At 58.6% G+C, this 17,387-nt stretch carries 19 protein-coding genes; 14 read left to right on the forward strand and 5 right to left on the reverse strand.

The features are described from left to right. Positions 1–121 precede the first annotated feature (121 nt). The 4 genes from uvrD to C7534_RS20050 all read left to right on the forward strand — a co-directional run bounded on the left by uvrD (position 122) and on the right by C7534_RS20050 (position 4,496). Positions 122–2,305: a DNA helicase II gene (gene uvrD / locus C7534_RS20035; RefSeq protein ID WP_046030804.1), complete on the forward strand. Its 2,184-nt coding sequence runs from the start codon at positions 122–124 to the stop codon at positions 2,303–2,305. Positions 2,306–2,455: 150 nt separating this feature from the next. Next, a complete protein-coding gene (locus C7534_RS20040) occupies positions 2,456–2,896 on the forward strand; it encodes an EamA family transporter (RefSeq protein ID WP_109786789.1) in 441 nt (146 codons plus the stop codon). A 179-nt stretch (positions 2,897–3,075) separates the two neighbouring features. Continuing rightward, positions 3,076–3,951: a Tim44 domain-containing protein gene (locus C7534_RS20045; RefSeq protein WP_046030807.1), complete on the forward strand. Its 876-nt coding sequence runs from the start codon at positions 3,076–3,078 to the stop codon at positions 3,949–3,951. A gap of 137 nt (positions 3,952–4,088) precedes the next feature. After that, positions 4,089–4,496: an SMI1/KNR4 family protein gene (locus C7534_RS20050; protein ID WP_077430996.1), complete on the forward strand. Its 408-nt coding sequence runs from the start codon at positions 4,089–4,091 to the stop codon at positions 4,494–4,496. A gap of 151 nt (positions 4,497–4,647) precedes the next feature. Here C7534_RS20050 and C7534_RS20055 read toward each other — a convergent pair whose 3' ends face one another. Further along, positions 4,648–6,411 carry a cation:proton antiporter gene (locus tag C7534_RS20055; RefSeq protein ID WP_109786790.1) on the reverse strand — a complete coding sequence of 588 codons (1,764 nt, stop codon included), beginning with the start codon at positions 6,409–6,411 and terminating at the stop codon, positions 4,648–4,650. A 202-nt stretch (positions 6,412–6,613) separates the two neighbouring features. On the opposite strand from C7534_RS20055, the gene C7534_RS20060 reads away from it, so the two are divergent. Continuing rightward, positions 6,614–7,096 carry an acyl-CoA thioesterase gene (locus C7534_RS20060; protein ID WP_046030810.1) on the forward strand — a complete coding sequence of 161 codons (483 nt, stop codon included), beginning with the start codon at positions 6,614–6,616 and terminating at the stop codon, positions 7,094–7,096. Between the two features lie 111 nt (positions 7,097–7,207). Here C7534_RS20060 and pdxY read toward each other — a convergent pair whose 3' ends face one another. Then, on the reverse strand, positions 7,208–8,080 hold the full coding sequence (gene pdxY / locus C7534_RS20065; RefSeq protein WP_109786791.1) for a pyridoxal kinase PdxY: 873 nt from the start codon (positions 8,078–8,080) through the stop codon (positions 7,208–7,210). A gap of 120 nt (positions 8,081–8,200) precedes the next feature. Here pdxY and C7534_RS20070 point away from each other — a divergent pair, with 120 nt between their 5' ends. Beyond that, the gene (locus C7534_RS20070; protein WP_046030812.1) at positions 8,201–8,614 is read left to right on the forward strand and encodes a DUF3301 domain-containing protein; all 414 of its coding nucleotides are present in this window, start codon (positions 8,201–8,203) and stop codon (positions 8,612–8,614) included. 10 nt (positions 8,615–8,624) lie between these two features. Here C7534_RS20070 and C7534_RS20075 read toward each other — a convergent pair whose 3' ends face one another. Next, entirely contained in the window at positions 8,625–9,590 is a 966-nt protein-coding gene (locus tag C7534_RS20075) for a CobW family GTP-binding protein (RefSeq protein ID WP_109786792.1), read from the reverse strand. A gap of 30 nt (positions 9,591–9,620) precedes the next feature. On the opposite strand from C7534_RS20075, the gene C7534_RS20080 reads away from it, so the two are divergent. Then, on the forward strand, positions 9,621–9,977 hold the full coding sequence (locus tag C7534_RS20080; RefSeq protein WP_046030815.1) for a hypothetical protein: 357 nt from the start codon (positions 9,621–9,623) through the stop codon (positions 9,975–9,977). Positions 9,978–9,981: 4 nt separating this feature from the next. Here C7534_RS20080 and C7534_RS20085 read toward each other — a convergent pair whose 3' ends face one another. Both C7534_RS20085 and zigA read right to left on the reverse strand, forming a co-directional pair. Continuing rightward, on the reverse strand, positions 9,982–10,632 hold the full coding sequence (locus C7534_RS20085; protein WP_046030816.1) for a DUF1826 domain-containing protein: 651 nt from the start codon (positions 10,630–10,632) through the stop codon (positions 9,982–9,984). Beyond that, positions 10,632–11,840 carry a zinc metallochaperone GTPase ZigA gene (gene zigA / locus C7534_RS20090; RefSeq protein WP_109786793.1) on the reverse strand — a complete coding sequence of 403 codons (1,209 nt, stop codon included), beginning with the start codon at positions 11,838–11,840 and terminating at the stop codon, positions 10,632–10,634. Before zigA ends, C7534_RS20085 begins: the two co-directional genes overlap by 1 nt. 143 nt (positions 11,841–11,983) lie before the next feature. Here zigA and C7534_RS20095 point away from each other — a divergent pair, with 143 nt between their 5' ends. The 7 genes from C7534_RS20095 (at position 11,984) to C7534_RS20125 (ending at position 17,379) form a co-directional block, all read left to right on the forward strand. Further along, a complete protein-coding gene (locus C7534_RS20095; protein ID WP_109786794.1) occupies positions 11,984–12,361 on the forward strand; it encodes a glutamine synthetase in 378 nt (125 codons plus the stop codon). 92 nt (positions 12,362–12,453) lie between these two features. Further along, positions 12,454–13,350 carry a GTP cyclohydrolase FolE2 gene (folE2, locus tag C7534_RS20100; RefSeq protein WP_046030824.1) on the forward strand — a complete coding sequence of 299 codons (897 nt, stop codon included), beginning with the start codon at positions 12,454–12,456 and terminating at the stop codon, positions 13,348–13,350. Next, the gene (locus tag C7534_RS20105) at positions 13,347–14,015 is read left to right on the forward strand and encodes a metal ABC transporter ATP-binding protein (protein WP_109786795.1); all 669 of its coding nucleotides are present in this window, start codon (positions 13,347–13,349) and stop codon (positions 14,013–14,015) included. The genes folE2 and C7534_RS20105 overlap by 4 nt, the downstream gene beginning before the upstream one ends. Next, positions 14,015–14,881, forward strand: a complete 867-nt coding sequence (locus C7534_RS20110; protein WP_109786796.1) for a metal ABC transporter permease — start codon at positions 14,015–14,017, stop codon at positions 14,879–14,881. Before C7534_RS20105 ends, C7534_RS20110 begins: the two co-directional genes overlap by 1 nt. Positions 14,882–14,892: 11 nt before the next feature. After that, positions 14,893–15,768 carry a metal ABC transporter substrate-binding protein gene (locus tag C7534_RS20115; RefSeq protein WP_109786797.1) on the forward strand — a complete coding sequence of 292 codons (876 nt, stop codon included), beginning with the start codon at positions 14,893–14,895 and terminating at the stop codon, positions 15,766–15,768. Then, positions 15,765–16,325, forward strand: coding sequence for a gamma carbonic anhydrase family protein (locus C7534_RS20120; protein ID WP_109786798.1), 561 nt, complete (start codon positions 15,765–15,767; stop codon positions 16,323–16,325). The genes C7534_RS20115 and C7534_RS20120 overlap by 4 nt, the downstream gene beginning before the upstream one ends. Before the next feature lie 157 nt (positions 16,326–16,482). Further along, on the forward strand, positions 16,483–17,379 hold the full coding sequence (locus C7534_RS20125) for a His/Gly/Thr/Pro-type tRNA ligase C-terminal domain-containing protein (protein WP_046030830.1): 897 nt from the start codon (positions 16,483–16,485) through the stop codon (positions 17,377–17,379). Positions 17,380–17,387 lie beyond the last annotated feature (8 nt).

The raw sequence follows: 17,387 nt of genomic DNA on the forward strand, positions 1-17,387 counted from the left end.
CTTGGAGCGCGGCCCGCCAACGCCTGCAGCCAGTGACTGACCGGTCGTCCTTCGTGCATCTTTCATCGGCTAATGCAAAGCTCGGTTTGCCCGGTGTGACGGCGCACCCTAGAATGCCCCGATGCGCGATGATCTCTCCCTTCTGCTGAACTCCCTCAACGATGCCCAACGCCAGGCCGTAGCTGCCTCCGTGGGTCGTCAGTTGGTCCTGGCCGGTGCTGGCTCCGGTAAAACCCGAGTGCTGGTGCACCGTATCGCCTGGTTGATCCAGGTCGAAAACGCCTCGCCCCACTCAATCCTGTCGGTGACCTTCACCAACAAGGCCGCCGCCGAGATGCGTCATCGCATCGAGCAGCTGATGGGTATCAACCCGGCCGGCATGTGGGTAGGTACCTTCCACGGCCTGGCGCACCGCTTGCTGCGGGCGCATTGGCAGGAGGCCGGGCTGAGCCAGACGTTCCAGATTCTCGACAGCGACGATCAGCAACGACTGGTCAAGCGCGTGATCCGCGAGCTGGGGCTGGACGAACAACGCTGGCCGGCCCGGCAGGCCCAGTGGTTCATCAACGGGCAGAAAGACGAAGGTCTGCGTCCGCAACACATTCAAGCCAGCGGCGACCTGTTTCTGGCGACCATGCGCAGCATTTATGAGGCCTATGAGGCCGCGTGCCTGCGCGCCGGCGTGATCGACTTCTCCGAATTGCTCCTGCGTGCCCTCGACCTGTGGCGCGACCATCCGGGCTTGCTGGCTCACTATCAGAAGCGTTTCCGCCACATTCTGGTGGACGAGTTCCAGGACACCAACGCCGTGCAGTACGCCTGGTTGCGTTTGCTGGCCAAGGGCGGCGACAGCCTGATGGTGGTGGGCGACGACGATCAGTCGATCTACGGCTGGCGTGGCGCGAAAATCGAGAACATTTATCAGTATTCCGATGACTTTCCGGATGCCCAAACCATTCGTCTGGAGCAGAACTACCGCTCCACCGCAGGCATTCTCAAAGCCGCCAACGCCCTGATCGCCAACAACACCGGGCGCATGGGCAAAGAGCTGTGGACCGATGGCGGCGAAGGCGAAGCAATCAATCTGTACGCGGCGTTCAACGAACACGACGAAGCACGCTACGTGGTGGAAACCATCGAAAGCGCGCTGAAAACCGGCTTGGCCCGCAGCGATATCGCGATTTTATACCGCTCTAACGCCCAATCGCGCGTTTTGGAAGAAGCCTTGTTGCGCGAGCGCATTCCGTACCGCATCTATGGCGGTCAGCGCTTCTTCGAACGGGCAGAAATCAAGAACGCCATGGCCTACCTGCGTTTGCTGGAAGGCCGGGGTAACGATGCGGCGCTGGAACGGGTGATCAACGTGCCGGCCCGAGGCATCGGCGAGAAAACGGTCGAAGCGATCCGCGACCATGCGCGGCACAGTGATGTGTCGATGTGGGAAGCCATGCGCCTCCTGGTGGCGAACAAAGGCCTGACCGGTCGTGCCGCTGGCGCACTCGGCGCCTTTATCGAGCTGATCGAAAACCTCGCTGCCAAGTGCATGGAAATGCCCCTGCACCTGATGACTCAGACGGTCATTGAGCAATCGGGACTGATTGCTTATCACCAGGCGGAAAAAGGCGAAAAGGGCCAGGCTCGGGTAGAAAACCTTGAGGAACTGGTCAGCGCCGCGCGCAACTTCGAAAACGCTGAAGAAGATGAAGAGCTCACGCCTCTGGCGGCGTTCCTCGGCCATGCGTCGCTGGAAGCCGGGGATACTCAGGCCGACGAGCACGAAGACAGTATTCAGTTGATGACGCTGCACAGCGCCAAGGGCCTGGAATTCCCTTACGTGTTCCTGGTGGGCATGGAAGAAGGCCTGTTCCCACACAAGATGAGCCTGGAAGAGCCTGGCCGTCTCGAGGAAGAACGTCGCCTGGCTTACGTTGGCATCACCCGTGCGATGCAAAACCTGGTGATGACCTACGCTGAAACCCGACGCCTGTACGGCAGCGAAACTTACAACAAGGTCTCGCGTTTCGTACGGGAAGTACCGAAAGGCCTGATCCAGGAAGTGCGGCTGTCCAACAGTGTCAGCCGTCCGTTCGGTGGCAATCAATCGATGAGCGGCAGCAACCTGTTCAGCGGCAGCGAGATTCCGGAAACCGGCTTCAGCCTGGGTCAGACTGTAAGGCACTCGATCTTTGGTGACGGCGTGATCCTCAACTTCGAGGGTTCCGGCGCGCAGGCACGGGTGCAGGTGAACTTCAGCGAAGGCAGCAAGTGGCTGATGCTGGGTTACGCGAAGCTGGAAGCTATCTAATAGCTTTTCTGTGGGAGCGAGCTTGCTCGCGATTGAGATCGCTGCGGTGTATCTGTTAAATCGCGGTGTGGCTATCGCGAGCAAGCTCGCTCCCACAGGGTTTTGTGTTGAGCCTGCCTCAACGGGTTGATCTGACATAAGGCGTAAATCATGGGCTCAGGCTTTTTTTCTTCCTGGACATTCTGGGCCCTGATGTCGGCGGCGTTTGCAGCCATGACCGCGATCTTCGCCAAAATCGGCATCGAAAACGTCAATTCCGACTTCGCCACCCTGCTACGCACCGTAGTGGTATTGGTCAGCCTGGCCTTGATTTTGTACGCCACGGGCCAATATCAGTCATTAGGATCAATCTCTGCCAGGAGCTATCTGTTCCTGTTGCTCTCGGGACTGGCGACGGGCGCCTCCTGGATCTGCTACTTCCGCGCGCTGAAATTGGGGCCGGCCTCGTTGGTCGCTCCGGTGGACAAGCTCAGCGTGGTGCTGGTGGCAGTGCTGGGCGTGATCCTGCTGGACGAAAAACTCGACCTGCGCCAATGGAGCGGGATCGGCCTGATCACGGCCGGTGTGGTCATGCTGGCGCTACGACGCTAGGCAAATCTCCAACAGACCCTATCCACTCGTCCGACGGACCGACATCAAAAGGCCTTATTGCGCTGACCGAAGCTGAACGCAACCTGTCAGGCAAAAGCCCGAAACACTCTGCCGCTAGCCAGTAACACTTCAGCTGTGCAACATGGCGCGCGTGCCATCCACAAATGGGATTACCCTTTATGAAACGTTTTCTTAGCATCGCCATGGCGTTGTGCATCGGCCTGACGATGAGCCTCGACGCCAACGCCAAGCGCTTTGGTGGCGGCAAAAGCGTCGGCGCTGCGCCGACCCACCAAACCAGCCAAATGGCGCCTTCTTCTCCAGGCATGGGCGGCGCTGCGGCGACCGCTGGTGCTGCCGGTGCCGCGGGCGCAGCTGCCAAGGCTGGCGGTGCTTCGCGCTGGCTCGGCCCTCTGGCCGGCATCGCCGCCGGTGGCCTGCTGGCCTCCATGTTCATGGGCGGCGGCTTCCAGGGCATGCAGATCTTCGACATCCTGATCATGGCGGTCATCGCCTTCCTGGTCTTCCGCTTCATCGCCGCTCGTCGTCGCAAGCAGCAGGAGCACATGGCGCCGGCTGGCCACGCGCCGATGCAGCGTGAAGTATTCGAGAACAAGCCTGCGGGCGGTTCGATCTTCGGTGGCTCGGCAGCACCTGCCGCCGCTCGTCCAGTGATCAACGCGCCGGCCTGGTTCAATGAAAAGAACTTCATTGAAGCGGCACGCAACCACTTCCAGTCCCTGCAGCAGCACTGGGACGCCAACGAAATGGACAAGATCGCCGAGTTCGTGACCCCGCAAATGCTCGAGTTCCTCAAGCGCGAACGTGCGGACCTGGGCGACGGTTTCCAGTCCACTTACATTGATAACCTCAATGTTCAGCTGGACGGCGTGGATGATCGTGCCGACAAGACCATCGCCACCCTGACCTTCAGTGGTGTGTCGAAGACCTCGCGTTTCGACCAGGGTGAAGTGTTCAGCGAAAGCTGGAACATGGAGCGTCCACAGGGCGAAAACCAGCCTTGGCTGGTGGCCGGTATCCGCCAGAACGGCTGATCTCCGCTGCGTTAAGCATGCGGCATAAAAAAACCCCAGCTTCGGCTGGGGTTTTCTATTTCGCGGTTGCATCTATAGCGAGCTACTGTATAAACCGCCCCAACTAAACCGCGCCATCAAGCAAGAGGATCCCGGACGTGGAAGAAATCATCGAACAACTGCGTGAAGCCAACGAACCGGTACCGGTCCCCTTGGAGCTGCCTGACGAAGACCTGCTGGTTGAAATCGAAGAACAGCTGTTCATCGACATTCCTTTCGTCTTCAGAGAATTTTTGCTGACCGTCAGCGACGTCGTCTACGGCAGCCTGGAGCCGGTGACCGTCACCGACCCACAATCCCACACCTATCTGCCGGACGTTGCCGCCAACGCCTGGGACGCTGGCGTTGACCGCAGCATGATCCCGATCTGCCAGGACGGTGATGACTATTACCTCGTCGAAGAAGACGGCACCGTGGTGCTGTGGCAAGCCGAAGAAGAACTGATTGCCGAAGAGACTTGGGAATCGGTATGGCACTGGGCGCGGGACGTCTGGCTGGAAAGCTGATTTAGCCTATCCCGACTTTGTAGCAGCTGGCGTAGCCTGCGTTCGGCTGCGCAGCGGCCGCAATATCAGACAACGAGGTGCTGCAGGAAAACCGAGTCATCCGGGTTTACGACTGCTTCGCAGCCGGACGCAGGCTGCTACAGGTCAAATGTCAGTGGCCAGATGCATCGCTGTGGTTGTCCAGGGTTTCAAGCAAGGCCACTTGCATGCGCGTGTGGACGCGGATGAACCAGCGCCAAAGCAGTGCAGCTACGGCGGCAGCCACCACGATGATCAATACCAGCAACTTGTTGGTCGGCAAAATGCTGGCCGACAAGGCTGCCAGTAGCAGGAAAATCACCAGCAGCGAGAGGATCGGAATCACTTCGGCGATCACCCGACGCACTCGCTGTGTGTGGCGGCCGGCCATCTCCGGTTTCACTCCCATCTCTGCCGATAGCATCGACAGCGCCTTGAGCTTGCGATAGGCGGCAATCAGAAACGGCAGCGACAACAGCAGCGCTCCACCCCAGATCAATGCTTTTTGCCAACTCGGGTCGATGATCCAGTCTTGCAGCCAGGTGGACATGTGCCCGGCGAAATACGCGCCAGAGAAGAAGATCGCAACCACCAGCGCCAGATTGACTCCCACCTGCAACAAAATCCGCCGAATCATCGACGCCAGCAATGCACCCTCTCCTTGCGGCTGGATGCTGCGCAGCCATTCGCCGTACATCCCCATCACTCTGCCCAGCCGTTGTGGCATTACGGCAGCCAACTTGAGCGACAGCGGATCGGCTGCGCGAATCAGATACGGTGTCAGCAGTGTGGTAATCACCGAAACAGCCACAGCGACCGGATAGAGAAAGTTGCTGGTGACCTGCAGCGTCATCCCCAGCGCGGCGATGATGAAAGAAAATTCGCCAATCTGCGAAAGTCCCATCCCCACGCGCAGTGAGGTGCGTCCGTCATTCCCGGCGATAAAAGCACCGAGGCCGCAGGACAGCATCTTGCCGAGGACCACCGCCACGGTAATCACGGCGATCGGCCAGGCGTATTGCAGGAGGATCATCGGATCAAGCATCAGGCCGATGGCGACAAAAAAGATCGCACTGAACAAGTCGCGAACCGGCTCGATCAAGCGCTCTATTTTCAGCAATTGCCGAGATTCGGCCATGATCGCGCCAATCAAAAATGCACCCAGCACCATGCTGTATTCCAGCTTCACTACCAGCAGACAGAACCCGAAACACAGCCCCAACACGGTGATCAGCAGCATCTCGTTGCTTTCAAACCTGGCCACGTAAGCCAGCAGCCGCGGCACTAGCAGAATCCCGATGACCAGGGCGACAATCATGAACAGCGAGAGCTTGCCGACCGTGGAAAACACTTCACCGGAGCTGACTGTGCCACTGACCGCGATGCTCGACAGCAACGCAATGATGCCAATACCCAGGATGTCTTCGACAATCAGCACACCGAAAATAAGCTGGGCGAAACGCTCGTTTTTCATCTTCAGGTCGTTGAGCGCCTTGACGATGATGGTGGTCGAGGAAATCGCCAGGATCGCGCCGAGAAACAACGAATCCATGGTGTTCCAGTCAAACCATCGGCCGATCTCGTAGCCGATCCAGATCATCAGCACGATTTCCAGGAACGCAGCGATGAATGCAGTGGCGCCCACTTTGAACAGCTTGCGCAGGCTGAACTCCAGGCCGAGGCAGAACATCAGGAAAATCACCCCCAACTCCGCCAGGGTCTTGATGGTTTCTTCGTCGTGGATCAGGCCGAAGGGCGGTGTGTGCGGACCGATGATGAAGCCGGCGACGATATAGCCCAGCACTACCGGTTGCTTGAGCCGATGGAACAGCACGGTCACCACGCCCGCGATCAGCATGATCACTGCCAGATCCTGAATGAAACTGATGGCATGCATGGGTAGGCCTCCTTGAGCTGGGCTTTTTGGAGGTTAACACCACGACTTGCGCTGCAAAGGCGGTGCAATATATGGAAACAGATGGATGCGGGCGTGACGGCAGCCGCTTGCCCGGCGTCCCGATAACTGTTGGTTTGAAAAAGCTGACAAGGCACCCGCAGAGGTGCGCCCCTGAAATTCTGCCTTGAACCGTGAGAGCGCTATGGAACCCGGAAACGCACAACTGTCGATGACGGTATTGATGACCCCCGACATGGCCAACTTCTCTGGCAATGTCCACGGAGGCACCCTGCTCAAATACCTCGACGAAGTGGCCTACGCGTGCGCCAGCCGTTATGCCGGCCGGTACGTGGTGACCCTGTCGGTGGACCAGGTGATTTTCCGCGAGCCGATTCATGTCGGCGAACTGGTGACCTTTCTGGCTTCGGTCAACTACACCGGCAACACGTCCATGGAGGTGGGCATCAAGGTGGTGACCGAGAACATTCGCGAGCGCTCGGTGCGCCACACCAATAGCTGCTTTTTCACCATGGTCGCGGTGGATGACAACCGCAAGCCCGCAGCCGTCCCGCCGCTGCAACCGCACAACAGCGAAGAAAAACGCCGCTACATCCAGGCGCAGCAGCGTCGGCAGATTCGTCAGGAGCTGGAAAAGCGGTATCAGGAAATCAAGGGTGATGCCTGAGGTCTGTGACCTGCTTTAGATAGCCATCGCGAGCACGCTCCCACATTTGATCTGTGTCGTTCACACATTCAATCTGGGAGTGAGCCTGCTCGCGATGAGGTCAACGCGGAATCAGAGGCTGATCGCCGTCGCTTCGAAACGCACTCGCGGATGCGCAATCCGGTCCTGCGCCCGCACCAGTTCCAGTTCATAGCTGGCACAGGCCTGAGTCTCCAGCAGCACTTCATGCACCGCCGCCGCTGTGAATTCGAAGGCGGCAACCAGACTGTCGCCCAACAACACACGCGCCAGGAACAACCCGGAAGTCAGGTCGCCCACACCCACCGGCTGGCGCGGAAACGCCAACAATGGACGGCGCAGGTGCCAACTGCCCTCGTTTGTCACCAGCAACATCTCGAAGCCATCTGCCGGTTTGCCGGGATAGTCCAGATGCTTGACCAGTATCGCCTTCGGCCCACGCGCCAACAACGCTCGCGCCATGGCCAGGCAATCGAACAACGATTGCGGTTTGCGCCCCGAAAAGCTGTCCAGCTCCAACTGGTTCGGGCACATGAAGTCAGCCACCGAGGCCGCCTCTTCCAGTAGAAAATCGCTCACTTCCGCCGGTACGCTGCAGCCTTTCTCGGGATGCCCCATCACGGGATCGCACAAATACAGCGCTTTGGGATTCATCGACTTGATGCGCGCCACGCCGGTCAGGATCGCCCGCCCCTGAGCCGCACTGCCGAGGTAGCCGGACAGCACGGCATCGCAATTACCCAATTCGCCAATCGCGGCAATGCCTTCTACCAGATCGGGAATCTGGTGCGGTGCCAACACTTCGCCAGCCCACTGACCGTACTGGGTGTGGTTGGAGAACTGCACGGTGTTGAGCGGCCAGACATTCACCCCGACCCGCTGCATCGGGAAAACCGCGGCGCTGTTGCCAGCGTGGCCGAACACCACGTGGGACTGAATGGCGAGCAGATGGGGCGTACGTTTCATGCGGTGAGTTTTCCGTAAAACGATTGAAATTCGAGCCGCGCAGTATGCGACGAAACACAGCCTGTACGACAGACCGGCGACGCAGTTAAGCTGGCACTCTCAAGTTGGAGCAACCTGTTGATGCTGACCCTCGGAAATATCTTCGTGCTTATGTTGCTCGCCACCGGTGGCGCGTGGCTGTGGCACAACCACGGCTTGCGCGAGCGTGCGCTGGAGCGGGTCAAACAGCATTGTGCCAAGCTCGGCATCGAGTTGCTGGACGGCAACGTGGCCTTGAAAAAGATTGCGTTCATCAAAGACGCCAATGGCCGTCGGCGCCTGGCCCGGGTGTATAACTTCGAATTTACCGTGACCGGCGAAACCCGTCACAACGGCACCATCACTCAATTCGGCGCCCATAGCGCGCAGATCGAACTGGCGCCCTATCCGATGCCGTTCGATGACACGCCTGTCGTAGTCGATGTAGCGAAGCCGCGCGCAGAAGTCATCGAGTTGAGCCAATGGCGGCAGGAACACACCAAGTGGCGTCCTTGAATCAAAGGCCTTAACGCACCCGGCAGTCATTCAGGTTTTTTTGCAGCACTTCAACATCTTGCTGCTCACTGAAAATCAGCTCGATCCGCGAATCACCGCGCCATTCGCTGGGCTGCCATTGCAGCGCCGAGTTATCCAAGGCGTTCGCCGATACCCACCCGTCGATGCTGTGGATAACCAGCTTCGCCCGCCGCCAGGCGAGACGTTCAAGCCACTGGCCAATGAGTGCCTTATCAAACGTCTGGCCAGGATGCCAACGCCAACCAATACTCCACCCCCCAGCCTGTTCCTGACTCAAACAAATCGGTAGCGCAGGATCAGTCCAGATAGCCGGCAACTGCGCCAATCCCTTGGGTAAAACGAAGTTATCCACACCCTCTACAGCCTGGGCCTTGAGACCGGGCAATTGGCTCAACGGCAATTGCGCCTGCTGCGTCCAGTACAGAGGAAGGGAAGGCAACTGCGCTGTGATTCGCTGGCGATCATTGTCGTCGAGACCTTCCGCCTTGTTCAGCAACAGCAAACCGGCGCTGTTTAACGCCTCCTGTTGCGCCGCAGGCAGCGGTTTACCGGCGGCGAGCGATTGGGCATCCAGCACCAGTACGCAACGCTGTACCGACAGTACACCGGTCCACGGAGCCTCACTCAACTGCTCAAGCAACCGGGCCGGATGTCCCAGGCCAGAGGGTTCTATGAACAACCGATCCGGCTTCGCCTTGCGCAACAACCGTCCGAGTCCGATCTGAAACGGTGCACCATTGACGCAGCACAAACAGCCGCCGGCCACTTCACCCAGTGCGATACCATCGGCATCCGAGGTCAGTAGCGCAGCATCCAGGCCAATCTGGCCGAACTCGTTAATCAACACCGCCCAACGCTCATTGAGCGGCCGCTGCATCAGCAGGTGCTTGATCAGACTGGTTTTGCCGGCACCCAAAGGGCCTGCAATGACATGAGTGGGAATGTTCTGCAACATGGTCGACGTTTTCTGAAGAGGAGGTAAATGATGCGTTTGATGGGGTTGTCGTTGCTGCTGGCGCTCAGTTCAGGTGAAGCATTGGCTCAAGCCTGCGTAGTACATAGCACAGCTGAGAGACTCGACGTAAAAGTGTGCCAGCAAAACCGCACCATCCCGGAAAAACTCTTCGCCGACGGTTTCTGCCAGCCCAACCTTCCGGGCCAGAAGGTCGACGTGCAGTACGTCGACCAATGCCCCAGTGGCAGTTTCGGCGTATGCAGCAACGCCCAAGTCGCCAATATGCCTTACCGTCAGGATATTCACTATTACGGCGTGGCCACCGATGCGGCGTATCTGAAGCCTTTTTGCGAAACACAGAGCCAGGGAAACTGGCTCAAGCCGTGAGGCATCAGCTCAGCCAGTCAAGGGTCAGGATCAAACGACGCTCACCCAATGCGGGTTGCGGCGAGCGGTGAATCAGGCCGAAACCTTCGTTGCCGTGCCACTTCTCGCCCTTAAACAGTGCCACATGCCCGCTGGCGATTTGCTCGATCAGCGAATCCTGTACAGGCTCAGCCTGAGGTTGGCTCAATTGGCGACGATCCATAACACCCTCTCGCAGCCACTGACTGCCGATGCCGGAATACGTAGTGATTAACCGCACCGGCACATGATCGACGTGGAAACGCGGGCACATGGCCTTGTCCAGTGCCCGTAAACGCAGGCCGATGCGCTTGGCGCCCAACAAACAGGCAAACGCGCTGACCAGCCAGGACACGTCGGCGACGAACGCTCCATACCCTTCCAGATCGCTGAAGCCCGAAGCTAATCCTCGCAGATCGGGTTCAGTCTCATCGTCGAGTAATTCCAGAACCCGTGATTCGGCCAGCGGCTGATTCTGCGACAGCAGCAAGTGGCCGAAATCGGCGATATGTACCGGTAATTGACGCTGCCAAGTGGCTAGATTGACCCCGTCATCAAGAATTCGGGTTAGCGTTTTCGGCGTTTCACCCTGGACTTGTTGAACGACAGAACGCCGCTTCAGAGTCGGCGCCAGCATCAGGCAGCCGCCTCGTCATGCCATGGACCAAACGGATCGTGCAGCGCTCGCCAACCCTCGGCTCCCAAAGCCATCTCCGCGTCGGTCAGCAGGCAATCGTCTAGTTCAGCGGTGAGTTGTGCGAAGTCGATGTTTTGGCCGATGAACACCAGTTCCTGGCGGCAATCGCCGGTGGCGGCGCTCCAGTTTTCCATGATTCCAGCGGTGCTTTCTTCATCTTGCGGCCACTGGGTTTTCGGCACAAACCGCCACCAGCGCCCGGCGAAACCGTGACGCATCAAGCCGCCGGCCTGAGACCAACTGCCGGCGTCCAAAGGTTTGCTGGCCAGCCAGAAAAAACCCTTGGAGCGCAGCAGCTTTCCATTCGTCCATGGACGGTCGATGAAGCTGAAAAAACGCTGCGGGTGAAAGGGGCGGCGGGCTCGATAAGCGGTCGAAGCGATCCCGTATTCCTCGGTTTCCGGCACGTGCTCGCCACGTAGCTCCTGCAACCAGCCTGGCGCCTGAGCCGCTTTTTCGAAATCGAAGCGACCGGTGTTGAGGATGCTCTGCAGTGGAACTTCACCCATGACCATCGGGATGATCTGCGCCTGTGCATTGAGGCGCTGAAGAATCTCGATCAGCTCTTGGCGCTCACGACTGCTGATCAAATCGATTTTGCTGATCAGGATGACGTCAGCGAACTCGACCTGCTCGATCAACAGGTCGGTGATCGAGCGCTCGTCCTCCTCACCCAGGGTTTCTCCACGGGTGGCGAGGCTTTCGGCGGCTTGATAGTCGAGCAAGAAATTCATGCCATCGACCACGGTGACCATGGTGTCGAGCCGCGCGATGTCGGCCAGGCTTTGCCCTTGTTCATCACGAAAGGTGAACGTTTCGGCCACGGGCAGCGGTTCGGAAATGCCGGTGGATTCGATCAGCAGATAGTCAAATCGCCCGTCCTTGGCGAGCTTGCTGACCTCTTCGAGCAAGTCTTCGCGCAAAGTGCAGCAAATGCAGCCGTTGCTCATTTCAATGAGCTTCTCTTGCGCACGATTCAGGCTGACATCACGCTGGACTTCGCTGCCATCGATATTGATTTCACTCATATCGTTGACGATGACGGCGACTCGCAGGTTGTCGCGATTACGCAGCACGTAGTTGAGCAGCGTACTTTTTCCGGCACCGAGAAAGCCCGACAGGACGGTCACGGGAAGTCGATTGGGCATCAGGATTTCCTCACAGGGATGCCCGGTCGCAGTGTCGGGCTTAATTTGATGTTATAGTATAACAATGCAATCAAGCCACCCTCCTATTGCTCGTGACGACAAAGCGTCCGATGCTGAACCCCATTCAATCCCCGAGAAATCCTATGCGTATCGCCCTGAGATCGGCGCTGATGTGCGTTTCGCTGATGGCTGCTACACAAGTCCCGGCGCAGACTCCGAGCCTGGCTAAATGCACACGCAGCGCCAATCTGCTCGCCTGCGTGGATGCCGATGGCAATGCGTATAGCGTCAACACCGTCGGTAGCACGATCTATCTGCGCGGCTTCGAAATGGCGGGCAACCGCTACTGGGCGCAGACCAACAGTCGCTATGGGCAGCTGACGTTCTTCACCGGTATCGCTTCCGACGGCGAAGCCTGGGTTGGCTACAACCGTCGGGTTGGCTGGACAACGATCAACCGCTTTTCCAGTTCTGGAGGCAGTAGCGCCACATTCACCTGTAGCAGGATGACCGGTTGCTAGGCCTGAAGTGACCAAGCGTCGTGAAAAAGGCGTAGTCGAATTTTATGTAATAACATAACATATAAAATCGATTCCCCTCGACGGACCTGCTCATGAATGCGCTGACCTTGCCCGATATCGCCGCGCAAGCTTCTCGCCAAGCCCTGCCACTCGACTGGGTAGGCATGTGCGGCATTGCTCTTCCTGTTGTATTCGATGGCCAACGCATAAGCGCGAAAGTGGACGCGGGCGTGAGCCTCGATGATGGCGCAGCTCGCGGGATTCATATGTCGCGGTTGTACCTGGCACTGGAGATGCTCGAGCAGCAAGACCTGAGCCCCGCACTGTTGCGACGAGTCTTGCAGTGCTTTCTCGACACTCACCAAGGACTGTCTACTTGCGCGTACTTAAGAATTCATGGCGATCTACTGCTAAAAAGGCCGGCGTTGATCAGCCCATTGGCCGGCTGGAAAACGTATCCAGTGAGCATCGAAGCGCGGCTGAAAAACGCGATGTTCCACGTGGAACTAAAAATCGACGTTGCTTATTCCTCCACCTGCCCCTGTTCAGCCGCACTTTCCCGGCAGTTGATTCAGCAACAATTCGTCGATGATTTCGCCAACAAGTCGCTGCAACACGCCGAAGTATTGGCATGGCTCGGTTCCACAAAAGGCATCGTTGCGACGCCCCATAGCCAACGCAGCAACGCGGAGTTACGCCTGCGTCTCGACGATTATCTGGATGACCTGCCGCTGATCGCTCTCATCAATGACGCCGAAGCAGCCCTCGGCACTGCCGTACAAACCGCGGTAAAGCGCGCCGATGAACAAGCCTTCGCCTTGGCCAATGGTCAGAACCTGATGTTCTGTGAGGATGCTGCACGACGTTTGAACCTTGCCCTGAAACGCTCCCCGGGCATTCACGCATTTCACATTCGCGTGGTCCATGCCGAAAGCCTTCATGCCCACGATGCCGTCGCTGAAAGCCGATGGAACTGGGAGGCGGCATGATTCGCTGTCAGGCATTGCGTTGGGGCGCACCCGGACAACCGCTCACACCTGCGCTGGATGTCTATTTGCCGAAGGGAAGCCTGACCGCCGTCATCGGCGCCAACGGCTCGGGTAAAAGCAGCCTGCTGAAAGTCATCGCCGGACTGCAAAGACCTCTGGCAGGCAACGTCATCCTCAATGTTCCACGTAAGGGCGCCCTCTCCTTTCTCCCCCAGCAACAACACTTGGACCGGCAATTTCCCTTCAGCCTCCAGGAGTTGGTGGCTGCCGGTTTTTGGGGCATCAAGCTATCGCCTGAATTACGCCGCCAACACCTCAATACCGTGCTGGAGGATTGGTGCCTGAGCGGTCTGGAACAACGCCCGTTAATGGCATTGTCGGGCGGGGAACTGCAACGTGCCCTGCTCGCCCGACTAAGCCTTGCACAAACGCCACTGGTGTTGCTGGATGAGCCGCACGCAGCACTCGATGAACTCGGTCAGTCGCTGCTCTGGAAACACATCCACGAATGGCACGCCCAAGGTCGAACCCTGGTTGTGGTGTGCCATGACCTGGCCGCCGTTCGCCAACACATTCCACAGACACTGCTGATCAAAAACACTGGCTGCGTGCTTGGATCGAGCACCGAGTTGATCCGCCAACAACCTCAAACGCAGGTGGCCTGATGCTCGCCACCGCTCAACTTTGGCAACCGTTCCACGAGTTTGTGTTCATGCGCCGGGCCCTGCTCGGCGGGCTCTTGCTGGCGGGCAGCACGGCACCGCTGGGGGTGTTTCTGATCTTGCGACGCATGAGCCTGATCGGCGATGCAGTCGCCCACGGCATCTTGCCCGGTGCCGCACTCGGCTTCTGGTTCGCCGGGTTGAGCCTGCCGGCACTGACTATCGGCGGGTTAGGCGCAGGGTTGTCCATGGCCGGGCTGGCAGCATGGATCACCCGTCGCACCGGCCTGCGAGAAGACGCCAGCCTTGCCGCGATCTATCCGATCTCGTTGGCCAGTGGTGTGTTGATTCTTGGCATCGCCGGAAAACGCCTGGACCTGTTGCACCTGCTATTTGGCTCCGCGCTAGCCGTCGATGGTCCGACGCTGACCGGCATGTTGTGGGTCTCGGGCTTCAGCCTGTTCGCCATGGCCCTCATCTACAAACCACTGTTGCTGGACACCCTCGATCCGCTCTTTCTGCAAACCGTCAGCCGACTCGGACCGCTGGCCCATGGCGTGTTCCTGATGCTCGTGGTGTTGAATCTGGTGATCGGTTTCCAGGCCATCGGCGCGCTGATGGTGGTCGGTTTGATGATGTTGCCTGCCGCCGCGTCGCGCTTCTGGAGCCGTCGCTTGCCGGTCTTGATGGGTATCGCCGCGTTGCTGGGTTGTCTCTCGGTATGGCTTGGATTGCTGCTGTCGTTCTACTACTCGCTACCCAGCGGCCCGGCCATCGTATTGGTCGCGGGTGGTCTGTATCTGCTGTCCGTGGTGTTCGGACCGGTGCATGGCCTGCTGCGCCGCCCTCCTTTACTCACATCCCAATGAGGTGTTTTCCGATGCGCGCTTTACTCGTGCTGTTCAGTTTGATGCTATCGATGTCGCTGTCTGCTGCGGAAAAACTTCAGGTGGTCACCAGCTTCAGCATCCTCTCCGACATGACCCATCAAGTCGGCGGCGACCATATCCACATCACCAACATGGTCGGCCCCGACGCCGATGCTCACACTTACGAGCCGACGCCGGACGATGCCAAAGCGTTGCTCAGTGCCAAGCTGATCATCAAAAACGGGTTGGGTTTCGAACCCTGGCTGGACCGCCTGGTCACCAGCACCGAGACCAAGGCGCCGATCATTAGCGCAAGTCACGGCGTCATCCCGCGCGCCCTGGATGAAGACGGCGAAACCGTTCCCGACCCTCACGCCTGGCACAACCTGGCGAACACCGAGCTGTACATCGCCAACATCACCAAGGCGCTGATCGCTGCGGATCCGGCGAACAAGGCTGACTACCAACGTAACAGCCAGGCGTACCTGAAACAGATCTACGCGCTGCTTGCCGAAGCCAAGGCCAAGCTCGGTTCACTGCCGCCGGGCAATCGCAAAATCGTGACCTCCCATGACGCCTTCGGGTATCTCGGTCAGGCCTACGGAATCGACTTCATGGCACCTCAGGGCCTGTCCACCGAACGCGAACCTTCAGCTGCCGAAGTAGCCGCGCTGATCACTCAGATTCGTCAGGCCAAGGTCAAAGCGGTGTTCATGGAAAATATCAAGGACGCCCGCCTGCTGAAGCAGATTGCCGATGAAAGCGGCGCGCACATCGGCGGCACGTTGTACTCCGATGCCCTCGCCGCCACCGGGCCGGCCAGCACCTTTGCCGGGCTGTTCGAGTACAACCTCAATACCCTGTACGAGGCGTTGAGCACGCCATGATCCGCAAGAACCCTTCAGGTGATTTACCGCTGATTGCGCAGTCCGCCTATGTGGACAAGACCGCAATCATCTGCGGCAAAGTGGTGATCGGCGAGAACGTTTTCGTCGGCCCTTACGCGGTGATTCGCGCCGACGAAGTAGATGCCGACGGCGAAATGGAACCGATCACCATCGGCGCCAACTCGAACATTCAGGACGGCGTGGTGATTCACTCCAAGTCCGGCGCGGCAGTCACTATCGGCGAGTTCAGTTCGATCGCCCACCGCTCCATTGTCCACGGCCCCTGCAAGGTCGGTGATCGAGTGTTCGTCGGTTTCAACAGTGTGCTGTTCAACTGCGTGGTCGGCGATGGCTGCGTGGTGCGGCATAACTCGGTGGTCGACGGACGCGATTTGCCCGAAGGGTTCTACGTGCCCTCCACTACCCGTATCGGACCGAACACGGACCTGTCGCAATTCCCGCCGGTCAGCGTCAGTGCCTCGGAGTTTTCCGAGGACGTGGCCCGGACCAATGTCGATCTGGTGCGCGGTTACAAAGCGCTGCAAAACGAGTTCTGACGATGAGCAGCGTGCTGATTCGCACTATCCACCTTGTTGGAGTTAATGGCAGACGAAGTCCTGCCGATAACCACCCCTCATAGCGAAGACCCGTCAGCGCAGTTCTCTACGGTTAATGCGCTAGCGCGAATAATAGAAGCACTCGAGAGCATCACCCATGATTCAAATCCGCCTGCCTGATGGTTCACTGCGTGAATACAACCAACCGCTGTCCGTGTCCGAACTCGCTGCCAGTATCAGCCCCGGGTTGGCGAAAGCGGCGGTGGCCGGTCGGGTGGAGGGTGTGTTGGTGGATTGTGAATACATGATCAGGAGCGATGCGCGGGTCAGCATCGTCACACCTCAGGAACCCGATGGCCTGGAAATCCTTCGGCGGTCCTGCGCGTTGATCCTGGCAATGGCGGTCAAGCAGCTTCATCCCAATGTGCAGCTGCAGTCTGGATCGGCGTTGGGTGACGGATTCTTTTACGGTTTTACCCTCGAGCAATCGTTAACCCGCGACGACCTGCCACTGATCGAAGCTCGCATGCAGATACTCGCGGCGACCAACCACTCGATCCGTCGACGAACAATGAAGTCGACAGAGCAACTGTCGTTATACCGCCTGGGGGACTTCGAACAGTTGACGACTGGCCCGCACGTTCCGGCCACGAAGGTGTTGCAGGCTTTCTCCCTCGACTCCATTAGCGGAACGTCTGAGCAACGAATCTACGGCACGTGTTGGTCTTGCCAACAGGAACTGGACAACTGGCGAGCCCCTCCGCTTGTCATCATTGTCAGCATGGCTGAACGCCAAGCGAGTTATGCCCAGTCGGTGACCGAGACATTGCGTCGTAGCGGTGTGCATGCTCATGCGGATCTGCGGCATGAAAAGGTCCGCCACAAGATTCGCGAACACAGTCAAAGAGTGCCGTACCTGATGGTCGTGGGCGAGAAAGAACAGGAAGGGGAATTCGTCAGTGTGCGCAGCGGTGCCGGTGAGGACCTGGGCAGGATGGATGTTGAGGCTGCGTGTCAGTGGCTGAATCGGGTCCGCCCCCACACGATCATGTAGGGAGCGGC

It is taken from the genome of Pseudomonas sp. OV226 (assembly GCF_003148705.1).
In the GTDB taxonomy this organism is placed as follows: Bacteria; Pseudomonadota; Gammaproteobacteria; order Pseudomonadales; family Pseudomonadaceae; genus Aquipseudomonas.